The organism is Candidatus Trichorickettsia mobilis (assembly GCF_034366785.1).
Lineage (GTDB): Bacteria > Pseudomonadota > Alphaproteobacteria > Rickettsiales > Rickettsiaceae > Trichorickettsia > Trichorickettsia mobilis_A.
The window spans coordinates 213,055-227,799 of sequence record NZ_CP112932.1; the positions used below are offsets into that span (position 1 = coordinate 213,055).

11 protein-coding genes are annotated in these 14,745 nt (G+C 31.8%); 4 read left to right on the forward strand and 7 right to left on the reverse strand.

The annotated features are described in order from the left end of the window. Nucleotides 1-182: 182 nt before the first annotated feature. The 4 genes from Trichorick_RS00985 to Trichorick_RS01000 form a co-directional block, all read right to left on the reverse strand. On the reverse strand, nt 183-1,424 hold the full coding sequence (locus Trichorick_RS00985; protein WP_323738410.1) for an outer membrane protein assembly factor BamB family protein: 1,242 nt from the start codon (nt 1,422-1,424) through the stop codon (nt 183-185). Nucleotides 1,425-1,437: 13 nt separating this feature from the next. Then, nucleotides 1,438-2,103 (reverse strand): DUF2659 family protein, encoded by a 666-nt coding sequence (locus Trichorick_RS00990; protein ID WP_323738411.1) that lies wholly within the window; start codon nt 2,101-2,103, stop codon nt 1,438-1,440. Nucleotides 2,104-2,338: 235 nt separating this feature from the next. Continuing rightward, nucleotides 2,339-4,123 carry an ABC transporter ATP-binding protein gene (locus Trichorick_RS00995; RefSeq protein WP_323738903.1) on the reverse strand — a complete coding sequence of 595 codons (1,785 nt, stop codon included), beginning with the start codon at nt 4,121-4,123 and terminating at the stop codon, nt 2,339-2,341. A 62-nt stretch (nt 4,124-4,185) separates the two neighbouring features. After that, nucleotides 4,186-4,899 carry a winged helix-turn-helix domain-containing protein gene (locus Trichorick_RS01000; RefSeq protein ID WP_323738412.1) on the reverse strand — a complete coding sequence of 238 codons (714 nt, stop codon included), beginning with the start codon at nt 4,897-4,899 and terminating at the stop codon, nt 4,186-4,188. A gap of 220 nt (nt 4,900-5,119) precedes the next feature. Here Trichorick_RS01000 and rpsF point away from each other — a divergent pair, with 220 nt between their 5' ends. The 3 genes from rpsF (at nt 5,120) to rplI (ending at nt 6,383) form a co-directional block, all read left to right on the forward strand. Further along, nucleotides 5,120-5,488 (forward strand): 30S ribosomal protein S6, encoded by a 369-nt coding sequence (gene rpsF / locus Trichorick_RS01005; protein ID WP_323738413.1) that lies wholly within the window; start codon nt 5,120-5,122, stop codon nt 5,486-5,488. Between the two features lie 18 nt (nt 5,489-5,506). Then, nucleotides 5,507-5,788, forward strand: a complete 282-nt coding sequence (gene rpsR, locus Trichorick_RS01010) for a 30S ribosomal protein S18 (RefSeq protein ID WP_323738414.1) — start codon at nt 5,507-5,509, stop codon at nt 5,786-5,788. Nucleotides 5,789-5,867: 79 nt separating this feature from the next. Further along, entirely contained in the window at nt 5,868-6,383 is a 516-nt protein-coding gene (rplI, locus tag Trichorick_RS01015; protein WP_323738415.1) for a 50S ribosomal protein L9, read from the forward strand. 944 nt (nt 6,384-7,327) lie between these two features. Here rplI and Trichorick_RS01020 read toward each other — a convergent pair. Beyond that, a complete protein-coding gene (locus Trichorick_RS01020; protein WP_323738416.1) occupies nt 7,328-8,767 on the reverse strand; it encodes a PDC sensor domain-containing protein in 1,440 nt (479 codons plus the stop codon). Nucleotides 8,768-9,022: 255 nt separating this feature from the next. On the opposite strand from Trichorick_RS01020, the gene Trichorick_RS01025 reads away from it, so the two are divergent. After that, nucleotides 9,023-9,598, forward strand: a complete 576-nt coding sequence (locus tag Trichorick_RS01025) for a hypothetical protein (protein WP_323738417.1) — start codon at nt 9,023-9,025, stop codon at nt 9,596-9,598. Between the two features lie 185 nt (nt 9,599-9,783). On the opposite strand, the gene Trichorick_RS01030 is transcribed toward Trichorick_RS01025, so the two are convergent. Further along, nucleotides 9,784-10,431 carry a hypothetical protein gene (locus Trichorick_RS01030; protein ID WP_323738418.1) on the reverse strand — a complete coding sequence of 216 codons (648 nt, stop codon included), beginning with the start codon at nt 10,429-10,431 and terminating at the stop codon, nt 9,784-9,786. Between the two features lie 3 nt (nt 10,432-10,434). Further along, nucleotides 10,435-14,349 carry a hypothetical protein gene (locus tag Trichorick_RS01035; protein WP_323738419.1) on the reverse strand — a complete coding sequence of 1,305 codons (3,915 nt, stop codon included), beginning with the start codon at nt 14,347-14,349 and terminating at the stop codon, nt 10,435-10,437. Nucleotides 14,350-14,745 lie beyond the last annotated feature (396 nt).

Sequence of the window (14,745 nt, forward strand, 5' to 3'; positions counted from 1 at the left end):
CAAAATATTTAAATTTTTATTGCAAACATAGTTGATTCACGGCTTTTAAAAAAGTTGTCTTGCATTGAGATATTTCCCCACTCGAACTGATTTCGAGTCACCACGCAGAGCCTAACGGCTTCTCGTGATGACACTTTGTATGCACTATATACAAAACTTGTGAACGCTTACATTTTTAAAAATTATCTTGCCAATATTATTTGTTTATCTGTTGCCAAATAAAAAGGTTCTTTTACTGAAAAATTAATATAAATAATATTTGGCAATGTTTTTACGACTACCGGCAACATCGCTAATTTCTCTTGATTATCAGGCTGAAAACGATAAATTTCACCATCACTATTTAAAATATTTAATATTGATAGATCATCTTTTTTTGTTAAAAAAGGTGGAAATAAAAATGCTGCCTTAATTTTTTTCTTATCTTGCCCCCCTAAATCAGCCACCCATTTTATTTTACCACTGACCTGACTAACAGCAGCTACTTGTTTTGCATTATTAGTAACAAACAAACTATTTCCGAACATTGCCATAGATTGTATATCACTCGCTATAGTAGTCCAAACTATGACTCCAGTGCTAGCATTTAATTTCAGTAATTTATTGGTACTACTAGCGAGATATATATATTCACCATCTACTATTGGTGCACAGGATAAAGTTACTGCCTCAAAACCAGGCAAAGCTACTTCATTACTTTGCGATAAATTTATCCCCCATCGTTCTGCTCCTGTACTTGCATCCAAAGCAAATATTTGACCAGAGCTATAGTTAACAATAACATAACCATCATATACTACCGGACTTATGTGATTATTTGACGATAATGTTTCAAACATCCCTTCATGTTGCCAAACAATATTTGTACTTACCGTATCATACGCAAATAACTGATTACTAATAGTCTGAACCAGTATTAGGTGATTATTTAGCATTACTGGTTTAGTTCTAATAATGTCAGGGAATTTCTTTCTGACAACTTCATGACCAGTAGCGCTATCTAAAATAATTAAAAATCTTGATCCATTTGCTACATATAATTTATTTTCGTTATATATTAATCCACCACCAAGATAGTATTGATCTGATGATTTATTGGTAATATCACTAAACCATAAATGTTTTTTAGCTTTTAAATCAAATGCAAAAACTGTACCCTTAGCATCAACACCATACATAACATCATCAATAAAATATGGTTGAGAAATAAGCGAGCTCTTAGTCAAAGCTATAGCTTTATTTTGTGGTAAATTATCAATAAAGTGATCAGAGAGTGATAAATTATTACTCATTATTATAGGTTCTGCTGAATCTGCAACCAACTTAGGAGTAAGCTCTACAATATTCTTGGTTTTTTTTGATCCTAAACCGTTACACGCCATAAGAGCACAAGCAATAAATAGTAATGCAAATCGTTTGATCATATTTGTTCTACCTCTATTCAATTCTGGATAACAAAGCTTTCGCCTGCTCTTTAATTATCTGCGGAGTAGCACGAAGAGCCATAACTGCTTTTAGTACATTAAGAGCTAATTCTGGTTCTTCATTTTTTATATACCATATGGCTTTAATAATACTTGCTGTACCAAAGAATTCTTTAGTTTCATTACTAAAATATTGCAAATACTTTTGCAACTTACTTTTATCTGAAGCAACTATTTTTTTCTGATCAATCACTAATCCTAACCAAACAATTCGAGCGTAAGCTGTAGTGGTTTCATAATAATTCTCATTATCAATAATTTTCTCTAACAACACCTTAGCTGAATCATAATCTTTAACTGCTATTTTTAAATTTACCTGCTTTAATGCTGCAATCTCTCTAACTCTATTATTATTTTTTATGATCAAATTATCCAATGATTGTTGAATCAACTTACTATCAACAGACTTTTCTAAAATCAAGTTATCCATTGATTTAATCAACATATCACCCATTTGCATATTATGTTTGGCACGAGTTCCCATGTACCAACTAAAAACCAACATAGCAATTACTGATAATACGGTAACCAATATAACTATAGGCAAAGCTTTTTTAAAATAATACACCTTCTTTTCGTAGCTTTGATCACGCAAAACTTCTTCTAAAATATCAGTCATAAATCATCCAGTATGAGTGAAAAACATAGGGCAGCAAAATTTTAGTACTACTTATAGTACTACAAAGCAATTAAAATTACCATAAAAGTAAGTCATCTAGAACTAGCAGATATCATCACGAACTTGTTTTGGGATCTCATGACAATAGAAAGAGATGCTGAAATAAATTCACTATGACTTCTTTAATCTAGGTGCAACACCACAATTGTTCCGCATATGCGAGTTCAAAAAATGGCTAATTTTCACTGAGTGTAGTTTCGTCTTCCTCTAATTCTTTATGGTACAATTTATAATATTCGCCTTTTGCTGCTAACAATAATTCATGAGTACCTTGCTCTATCAACTTCCCTGATTTCATTACTATTATATTATCTACAAATGTAATGCTAGATAAGCGATGAGTTATAATGATTATTGTTTTACCTTGTCCACGTAATACTGCCAACATATTCAATATTCTTTGCTCAGAACTAGGATCAAGAGCAGATGTAGCCTCATCTAACACCAAAATAGGAGCATCTTTTAATATTGCTCTGGCAATAGCAAGTCGTTGACGTTGTCCACCAGATAAGGTAGTGCCCTGAGTACCAATAACCGCATTATATCCACCCGGTAAATTAGTAATAAACTCATCAGCATCAGCAAGCTTTGCCGCTGCTATAATTTGATCTTCACTAACATTTTCCTGACCATAAGCAATATTCTCAGCAATAGTAGCGTCAAACAATATCGTTTCTTGGGTCACTAAAGCAATTTGTTTTCTTAAACAATTGATAGTTAAACCTTTAAGATCGTGTCCTCCAATTAAAATTTGACCAACATCTGGATCATAAAATCTTACTAACAGATTAGCAAGTGAAGTTTTGCCACTACCAGAACGACCGATAATTGAGGTGATTTTCGCTTGTTCTAGCTTAAGATTGAGATGACGTAAAGCAATTTTTTTATCAAATTTAAGTTGAATATTTTTAAAAATAATATCGGTATTAGTAAAATTCACCGTTTTTGCATTTATGTCATCAGCTATAGTTGGCGAAATATCCAAAATGTGAAAAACACGCTTTGCTGCAGCAATCCCTTCTTGCAGATTGATATTCAAGGACAGTAAGCTTTTAAAAGGACGATAAGCCGATACAAAGGCAGTAATAAAGGCAAACAGGGCTCCTGGGGTCGTTTTTCCTTCAATTATCATTAAACCACCATACCAAACAATACCACCAATAGATAAGCCACTTAAGATTTCCATAATTGGTGAAGTTAAAGCATCAAATTTAGCGGTTTTTTTATAGAAATTTAAAATATTATTAGTAATTTGTTGTGCTCTACTAACCTCTATAGCTTCAGTGGCAAATGATTTGATAATTCTAATTGATTGAAAAGTTTCATCCAATCTAGCAGTATAATTACCTAATTCTTCCTGTGCTGCAGTAGAAATTTTACGAATCCTGCGCCCAAGTTGTTGTACAGGATAAACTGCAATAGGGAATGCCACAAATACTATTAATGATAAAACTGGTTCTAACCTAAACATTACTATTATCAAAAATAATACTGATAAAAAATGCTTGGCGCATCCTACAAGTAAATTAGATACGGCTCCACGCATCAATGAAATATCGTTGGTAAATCTTGAAATCAATCTTCCTGAAGATTGCGACTGAATGAACGACCAATCAGCAGCAAGTAAATGACTATACATTCTCATTTGCAAATCTGTTAGAATTCTCTGTCCAACGTATTTAATCAAATAACTTTGATAGTACTCTGCTATACCCTTTAGCGAATAAACTCCTACCATAATTAATGGTAAAATTACCAGCATAACACGATCATGAGTCAAAAACACCTTGTCAATAGCAGGCTCTACTAGTTTAACTATTATCGCTGAACAACTTGCTACAATTACCATAAAAAATATAGCACACGATAGTGGCTTACTATATGGCTTAACATGCTCTCGTAACAATCTTCGCAACACTTGTATTGCATTATATTGCGTTAGTAGATGTGAGTGCATTATGATGAACTAAATTATAATTTGTTAAATTAAGGATGTTAGATAGACCACTAATGCCAAATTAATTAGTCTATTTCACCTGGCAAATTCAAACAATAGCCACTAGAGCGCACTGTTTTAATAAAAGGTATTTCATCTTTATCTAATTTCATTAAACTCCTTAATCTATTAACATGTACATCCACAGTACGTAATTCAATGATTTTATCAGAGCCCCAGACATAATCTATAATTTGTTCACGTGAATAGATTGTTTTTGGTGCCTGAATAAATAACTGTAAAATCTTAAATTCTGTCGGACCAAGATGGATTAATTTATTACGACGAAATACTTTATAAGTTGAAAGATCCATACTGGCATCTTTATATTTTATGATTTTATCCTGAAAAATAGGCTGAGACTTTCTTAATAAGGATTTAATGGCTATCATCAATTGATTAGGAGTAAATGGTCTATGAACTATTTCTACCAAATTATTATCTGCCAATTGGTAATGTTCTGCAGATTCAGATTCGTCTATTAAAAACACTAACGGTAACTTAGATAATCTAATAATTGATCTAATATTATTAGCAACTTTTAAAGCATCGTTATTTTTAATTCTAGAACTAATTACAATAATATTAGGCATAGTTATCGTAGCAATTTTGTGAGCCTCAGTAGCATCATATACTCGCTCAACATTAAACCAATATCTTTCAATAGTATTACATACAGAGGCGCTAAGATTTTCATCAGATTCTATAACCAAAACTTTTGGCGGTAATTTATCGGACATATACTTCCTTGTGATTTTGCGGCATTTTAACTCGAAATAAAGTTACGACCAAGTAAAATATGATTAACTACTATATTTTTTTGCATTGAGCTCTATGAACACACTAATTTAGCAATGATTATTTTTATGTCAAATGCAGATTATGCTTGAATTAGATAGTTTTAATTGTTATAAGTGACCTTAAATTTTAACCTATTATTATTGTTTGGAGTTTGTGTAGATGGCTTTTTATGAATCAGTTTTTATTATACGTCAAGACATCTCTTCTTCTGATGTAGACAAGATTATTGATGATTTTACAAAAATTGCAAAAGATAATGGCAGTACTATCATAAAAACCGAATATTGGGGATTAAGAACATTAGCTTATGAGATTAATAATAACACTAAAGGACATTATGTGTTCCTTGGCTTAGAAGCTAAAGCTGCTGCAATACAAGAGATGGAAAGAAAAATGAAATTAAGTGAAAACATTATCAGATTTCTAACTATCAACGTGGAATCTATAAGCAGTGAACCATCTCCAATATTAAAAAGCAAACATATTGATAGTGAAGAAATAGTAGACGTTACAATTAGTAAAGATTAATAAAAATTGAGATAATATATGTCTGATGATACTGCTGTTACGCCATCAATGCCTAGAACAGCCGACAGAACCAACAAAAAAGTTTTCTTTAGAAAGCGCAAAGGATGTCCATTATCTGTACCTGAAGCTCCAGCTATTGATTATAAAAACCCTGATTTACTAGCAAAATTTATATCAGAAGGTGGCAGAATGCTACCTAGTCGTATTACTAACGTTTGCGCAAAAAAGCAACGACAGCTAAAAAAAGCTATCAAAGTTGCTAGAATCCTAGCTTTATTGCGTTTTGTATTTCAAGGCTAAATAAATCGTTGTTATGCATTCTAATGCCATAACAATCCAGAAAATATCCAAAAGTAGTTATTAAGTTAAGGTTTGAAATATGGAAGTAATTTTAGTAAAACACATAAAAAAACTTGGTAAAATTGGTGAGATTGTAAAAGTAAAAGATGGTTTTGGCCGTAATTACCTTTTACCTCAAAAATTAGCAATACGTGCTACAACATATAACGTTAAGTTACTCGAACAGCAGCGAGAAGAGTTTGAAGAAAAGAATGCTAAAGCTAGAACTGAAGCAGAAAGTATAGCTCAACTAGTAATTGGAAAAGAGTTAGTTTTTATCAAACAGGCCGCTGATGACGGCAAATTATTTGGCTCAGTAAATAATAAAGAAATTGCCAAAGAATTATCAAAACTTATATCGCACGATATTCCATATTCAACTATAGTCTTAGGGTCTCCAATTAAGTCTTTAGGAATATCTTCGGTTGAAGTGGCATTACATGCAGAAGTAAGCACCAATATAATTATAGTGATTGCTAGATCTGACTCAGAAGCTATAGAAGCCTTGCGCTCATATAAAATTACCAAAGAACCACAAGATACTCAAGATTTGTAATATTATTTGCACCATTCTTGCATGTCAATGATATCATCTCTGCACAGGCGGATTCAGTTTTCCTTACGTAACTTAGTTTGTAAGATGTAATCACGAGGAGCCGTTAGGCTCCATAGTGATCCCAAAATCAGCTAGGGTAAAGGGAGCGTGTTCGCAAGTTTTAAAATATAGCGTTCGTATGCCGTCTGATCTGAGAAGCCGCTAGGCTTTGAACGAATCTAGAAAATAGCGAAGCTATTTATAAAAACCCTTCTGGCTACTGGATTGCCACGCCATCTATGCTGCCTCGTGATCTGATATATTCCTCACGAATTGTAGAACTCTCATTAGAGAGAGTTCAATGAATTGTATCAGAGCTTCATACGTGACAATCCAGTAAAACGAGTTCTATAACTGGATTGCTTCGGGTCGAACAAAGCTTTCAAACAAGACGAATTTTATTAACGCAATTCACTGAACCCTCTCTAATGACTCCGCAATTCGTGAGGATATATCAGCTCAAAATGACGATTTTTTAAAACTCGTGAACACTCACCTAGTAAAGAGAGCCTTACAAAGACTGGACACTCTCTAAGAGGATAGATGTAAATAAAACGTTAGGATGATTTTTAGGATATTTTTTTATATTTCAAGGCAAAGTGGTGCTATTAGAATAAAATTTGAAAAAGAAGATAAAAAAATATCCTAAAAATCATCCTAACGTTTTATTTACATCTATCCTCTAAAGCTAGAACAAAATTTTGTGGATCTGAAAAGAAAGAGCCATAATATTTGGAGTATAATGTACATCTATAGAAGCACAATTAACTAGTGCCCAAGCTCTACATTTCATTAAATCAAGTTCTTGACCATGAACATCAACATCATAACGTGAGCATACAAAATTTATACTATAAATTAGTTCATTCTGAGTTAATAACACCTGTATAATATTTCCACAATCTTTAGCATAGAGAATAGCGCTGCAGCGATTGAATTAACAATTTTCTAAAAAACATCCCAGAAAATGTTTCATATTTTAAATTATTATCTATTATAATCAATTCTGCTTCAATATTTAATTCTGAAGTTAATATTTGGATTATATCTACTGATTCTCTTGAGTTATGAGATACTTCTTGTATGGTAAGGGTCATTACCTTCATGATCTCAGTCATCTCTTCACGATTATTCAACGAAACCTGATAAATATTTCTTAATGTATCTTTATACCAATCCTGAAATTGGTCATATAAAGGATTAGCCAGCACTATGTCTTCTATATCTTCAGTTAATATTTCAGCTTTATTATTAATCTGACTGGCTATAAAACTAAAACAACCTATTACAGCAATGAATTTCTCATTATATTGTTTATACTCTAGAGATTTTTCCTGTAATAAATGATAAATAGTATTTATCTCTTGTATTTTGGCAAATATATTTTTGCTTCCTGGAATTACTAAATTATTTTGAGAAGATATTATAGGTAACAACGGTCTTAATATATAATAATTAAATAAAATCCAAGTTATTAACAATATGGCTATTAATAGAATAAAGTACACTATAAAATATCTATAAAAGAAATTTTTTCTAATTAATGATAAATCATAAGTTAACAAGACTGTGCTATCTTTAAAAACATTATCTAAAGCTACTATATAAGTTTTATCTAAATTAAATAATATTTTTGTTAAAAAAAACTGAACTGGGTGATTATACAGCTCTTCATATGTACTAATACCCTCTTTTCTAAGTTTGTTATCAACAAGATCAATATGCTGTAAATAATATTTTGAAAAAGTTTGACTCAATTGACTTAAGTGAGTCAATGGTATACTAACAATTAGTGCGCCAATAAAATTACCGGTATTTTTATCTTGTAAGCTAATAGCCAAATCAATAATAGGTTTTCTAATCAAAATACCGGCTACGCTATTAGCAATAATAATCTCTCCAGCAGAGGTCTGTATTTGTTGTTGATAATCTTTATCAAGTAGACTACCATTAGAGTATTCTAAAGGATATAAAAATTTATTAGAATAAATAACGTTAAAATTCTTATCAGTAACTGAAATGGTTGTTATATTAGCCTGATCTAATAGTAATGTTTTGTTTGACACAAAAAAAGCAGTTAATTTTTTTTCATCTAACTCTATATTCTCAATGGCATCTTTTGTAGATCGCAAGTAGTTGGAATAACGATCACGTAACTGATCCAGGTCAAGACTAATAGCTAATTTTTGATTATTTACCTGGATTAAAAATTTACCGGCACCAACACGCGTTCCAAAAAAAATTATTGCTAATATTCCTATCAGTAAGATACATATCCATGGCGCTAATATTATTAGCCGCTCTGAAAAAGATATAGTGGTAGTGGTATTTAATTTACGAAACACTCTGTTACTTTGTGAATAATTGTTTCTTTAAAAGATTATATTACAGATTAACAATATATTCTTATGTATAACTTTTATATTAACCATTGTCAATATAATTAATTAAAACACAATTTTTGGCATTTTGCAATTATAATTATAAATCAGATGAATTATTAATTTATTAATCTATAATTAATGTTTATGCATCATAATCATAGTTGAGGAAGTATAATTTTTATCTACTTTCTCAATAACCAAATTAATGAGGAAATTATGGACCCCGTCATTACAGTTGCTTTAATAACCGGTATAATCTCATTTTTAACTTCGATAACCACATGTGTATATCATGTAGTTACTGCTCAAGCCAGAACAACACATGAAGCTGGTTTAGTGATTACTAAGGAAGTAGACGTAGAACAATGTCCAAGCGTAGAACTTGATAATAAATTAAAAAATCCCGAACACAAAGATGACCACCACAAAGGAAAAGTAATGCACGACAAAACTACTATTACTTTTAATTTTTCTGATACACAAGATTTAAAATTTCAAGATTATATGAAAAAACAAGGAGGTAACGGTGAGCAAAAAACAGCGCTTACACCAACGACAAAAGACAATACTCCTAAACAAGAGTTAGAAGCAAAACAAGGTGGTAGTGGCAATGAGTTATTGATTCCAGGAATGTTTAATCAACAAACTCACATCAAAGACTTTAGTCATGATATCACAGACCCTAGAGATGTAGTGCTAGAACTAACGAAATTAGCGCTTGATGATGGTTGTCATTATCACACTGATAATTTAAAAGTTACGGGAGATCATTCAAGCTTGAATGAAGCTTAATTTACTTAGGTTCTTTCAACTAAGCATAGTATTTATAACTATGTTGAAATGAAACCTAACTAGACGAAGGTCAAAATCAAGAAGTGCTAGTAGTCATCGAACCTTCGGTGCTCATGTTCGGTGCTCATATACTTAAGTACATGAGCACCACAGATCTCTAGTTGACGACTATAATAACAATGTTTTCAGTCCAATACTGCTTTATTCCCTGCACCACTAAGTTCAACAATCCAATTCTCATGAACTAAATTATTCCATTCAGGATGAGCCCTATATAACTCCATAGCTTGTGATTGATAACAGCCGTCTTTCATCTGCGCTAGTTCACACAACGGAGTGTTATCTGTATTAGCGACAGCAAGCCAATTTATTGCTATATGTTCATTATTAACTAATAGGTTAATTAATTCTTCTGTAGCTATTTGTAATAATTCTATTATTTGTGTTGCAGAGATTAATCTGAAATCAATGATTTTATTTTCAAATTCTGGGTGCTTTTCAAATTTTTTGACAAAGTTAGCAATTATTTTGCTACATTGTTCAGGAGTGTCCTTTAATTGCTCAAACAATCTTATATTAAGCTCTTCTTTTATATAGTGTATACTTGCTCTATTAAGATCAGTATTAAGTATTAACTGTTCTAAAAATTTGTAGGCTTTTTCTCTACCAGTCTCTTGATTTTTTTGCATTTGCACATAATGATATTGTATCATTCTTGCGCTTATAAACGTAAAATCACCATAAAGCGCGTCAGCATGGTCAAATATATCTCTAAATAAATCTTCTATGTCATCAATATTAGTAACTTCTATCTTCTCAAAGAATGCTCTCACTTTCTAGGTTATGCCTTCTTTTAATACATCATGCCATTGCTGTATAATATCTAGCTGATCTTCAATCTTCACTTTCTCTGTATTTATTAGCTTTTCAATTAATGGTCTTATAATGTAATTTCTTAATCCCAAGAAATTACTACTATCAAAGTAATCTCCTGTTGCAGCAAACACTTCATTAATTATCCCTTGGATTTTTAAAGTATATCTTGTCCAATTCTCAGGAAAATGACCTCGAGATATATCTAAAAACCATTCGGTTAATGCTGATGGCGCTTGATCTCCAAGCCTGGATTTTATTTCCTCAATCATTTTATCTAAAACAGGTAAAAAGCTTGAAAATTCTTGATGTTCATAGTTGAATTGTTTTTCTTCAATAAGTAGATTTTGTACTACAGAAAGCAGATTAACTAATTTCCCAAAAGAACACAAATATAATTCACGTAAACAAATAGCCAAACAAGTGGCACCATCCTCCTCACTATTGCTATGGCGAAGCACGTATATTATTGCAGCTAGTACTTTTTTGAAGTCCCAATGCACAGCTATGAATTGGCTCACATCCCTCATCTCTGATAATTTCTCTATTATATCTCTCAGATATAATATTTTGGTTGTATCCCATAACCTATTTATCCAAGTGCGAAACTCTTTATCTGTGCACAAATATTTATCTTTAAAATATTTTATTTGTTCATCTATCTCAGCCTCAGCTTGATCTTTATCTACAGAGAAAGGACATTTCTGGTATAATAACTGTAATATGAGATACGTATTGACCTTATTAGCTGGTGATTCAAAGCCATGTTCAGCGAGATCTAATTTATTAACTTCTCCAGTTGAAATAATATTTCTTGGCTCATCCGAACCAAAAGTACGTAAAGCTTTAATCAGCGCAATAGTACGACTATGTAATAGAACCGTATTATGATCGAGTCTCGGTAACTCACTAGTATATTCCTCCGCCACTAGGTCCATAACCGTTTCCCCTAGCCGATTTTTATAGTTAATATGCCATATTAGATGGCGTATGTCCTGCTCATGTACAAATTTAAATAATTCTCCTACCATACTCCTAATACCACATTTAACTAGAATAAACGGCAAAGTATTTTGGTCTTTATCTAACGGCTGCATCAAAGTCTCTACCGGTAATAATTCTAGTAAATAATTGTAGTTTTTGTTCATATTAACTTTGTTTTGCAGTATCTTTGCTAATAAAGATACGCCATCTTTATTAGTAGATAACCAATCATCATCTTTTATTGTTATTTCAAAGTTATGTAGTATCGGCACTAATTCTCTAAGTGGTAGTGGTATTAAGCTTATGATATGATCTTCATTAATCCCAATTTTATGGTTAAGGTCAATCTTAAATCGCTCTGTTAATACAGACATTAATTCTATTAATTCTTCAGTAGTTTTTACCTGTGATAATAACCTGCCGATTAAAGTGCTGCCGTCTTCTGCTATTTTGTATATCTCTATTTCTAAATTATAAAGGTCAACATTAAATTCTGTTAATATAGACACTAATTTTATTAATTCTTCAGTAGTTTTTATCTGTGATAATAACCTGCCGATTAAAGTGCTGCCGTCTTCTGCTATTTTGTATACCTCTATTCCTAAAGTACAAAGGTCAACATTAAATTCTGTTAATACACGTATTAATTCTTTAAATTTGTTAATAGTCTTTACCTGTGATAATAACCTACCGATTAAAGTGCTGCCATCATCTGCTACTTTACACACCTCCACTTCTAACTTATGAGGATAAACCTTATGTTCTTTTAATACAGACATTAATTCTGTTAATTCTTCGATAGTTTTTATCTGTGATAATAAGCTGCCGATTAAAGAGCCGTCATTTTTTGCAACTCTGAACATGTCTACTTTATTATCCTCTAATGAATACATCAATTCTATAAAGCTCAGGTGATGCACCTGTAACAACTCATCATTGAATAACTTATAGCCAAATTTATCCCAATTTATATTATCAAATCGGGATAATACCTCTATTATCTTAGCTAGTGACACACAAGGATCTTTGTGCACAGGTTGAAAAGGAACCATTTTAGCGGTCTCTCTAAGTTGTTCTCCAAATGCTTTAGCTTCCACATATGATATCGTTAATATCCGATCCAAAGTCTTTTGATTAAAATCTAACTGGTCAATAGTATTTTGCAATTTACTGAGAGCTGATAGTACTAATACTAGCTGAGCGCTACTTGTACAATGTTCCAGTATAATATCTAAAAATCGTTTACCTTCACCGAAATCATCTTGCCATTGGTTAAAACCCAGTTTTGCTAATTTCTGAAAATTCTCTTCTATTTCGTCAACGTTCTCATAATAACCTTTTTTATTATACTTTAATGTAGTATTACCTGTTACCACAATTTGAGCTATGCATAATATATCATCAAGCTCGAATATTTTGCTAGGAAGTGCTTTAACAGGATTAAAATCAAGCAACTTTGATACTTTGTATAAAGAAAGCTTGTGCTTGTAAGCACAGACAGCAGCCATTAATCCATCATTAACTACATGTCCTACATCTTCAATATCCTTGATGACTTCAATAATACCAGTACCTAAATCACTACTTGAATTTACTGTTACTGCACGCAACAAATTAAAGCTATTTAGATGAAGCTTTATTCCATACTCTCGAGCAATAAATTGCAATGTAGTAATAATATCCTCCTGCAGGATATTATTATGATATGATACTATCTCAAGAATATTGTTACCGTTAGTGCAAGGTAATTTTTGATTCCAGTCGATATTTTCATAAGCTTTTAAGTATTGCATTACTGTTAATAATTGATCTTTATTATTAACATATCCAAATATATGTTGTAATAATGTATTATTACCTAAATCTGGCAATGGAGTATTAAAATCCATTACTTGCTCCACATAAGTCGACAACGTCTTATAAAGTACTTCCCCGTTATCCTCAAATGCAGCACATAATGCTTCAAGACTGATGCTTGCTTCTACTATTTTATTCTTTATATCAGCTGCATCTAGTATTTTTTTGTGTTTAATAAAATTTATTAATACTCCATATTTTTTTAACTCAATTAACTTATAGCATATCTTCGCAATTTGCGTTGTTTGCTGATTTTGCTCTGATAGGTGAAAAGAGCGTATCCTTGATCCCAAAAGGCTAGTAGAATCAAGTGTAGTGCTCGAAGTTTTTTCATTAGCTGAAAGAAATACAGCTAATGATGCAAAATATCCATGCTCGATTAAACCATTACAAATGTCTTCAAGAACTTTATCCCTTGGCACCTCATCAAAATCAGCTATATCAAAATCAGCTATTTTTTTTAAAATGCTAGCATATGTTTGATTACACTGATCGTCAGTCTTGAAACGAATCGCGGCTCTAAGATTTTGTGCAGTATTAGGATTTTTTGCGGCATGTGAAATAGCTAATCTATATATTTGATCAGTTTTATCACTAAATTCTTGAAGCTCACCAGCTGCTATTGCTTTTAACAACTTCTTTTGCCTATTTATATCAATTTCATTGATATCATCTAACCGCAGACTAGTAAGTTCCGGAAGCGTTTTAGCACGTAGAATGCTAATTAATTCTTTTATCTCTTCATTAGTATGTTGATGATCGACAAAATTTAGACTCTTAATTGTTTTAGGTAAGTTAGCGATTAAAAGCTTTATCTCCCGCGACGATAGTTGTTGCGGTGATAAAGATAACTCTTCTATCTTGAGAGTCCGCAATAGATCACATAACTTTTCCGAAATTCCCGAGCTATTATCATCATACTGTAAATCTAAATGTAATTTGTCCACATGTAATTTTTCTATTATTGCTTTTCTTACCTCTCTCTTGGTGGAATAAACACCACGCAGCATGACCATCAACTGGGACAGCTCTGTCATATTGCTTATTCTATATACATTGCTTATTTTGTATACAAGTTCATCATATATGGTCTCTTTCATATTATTAGCCTTAATATTACTATATAATTTCTTAATATTACTATATAATTATATAATAATATGAATTATTAAAAGCAACAAGAACTATTATATATTCACATATAAATTGCGAGTAAATGAAAAGTTGGTAGATGAAGTTTTACTTGAAGACTCCTTCGGCACTGCAAGGCTGCTAACCGCAGGCACATAGAAGTTTGTTTCGGATTGATCTGTGCGCAGCAACGACACCAATTTTTTAAGGAAAACGAGTATACTACTCATAAATGACAAGGAGTCATGACAACTTTTCATTTACTCGCAGTATATATATGAGGACTAAGAGCCTGTCAGATC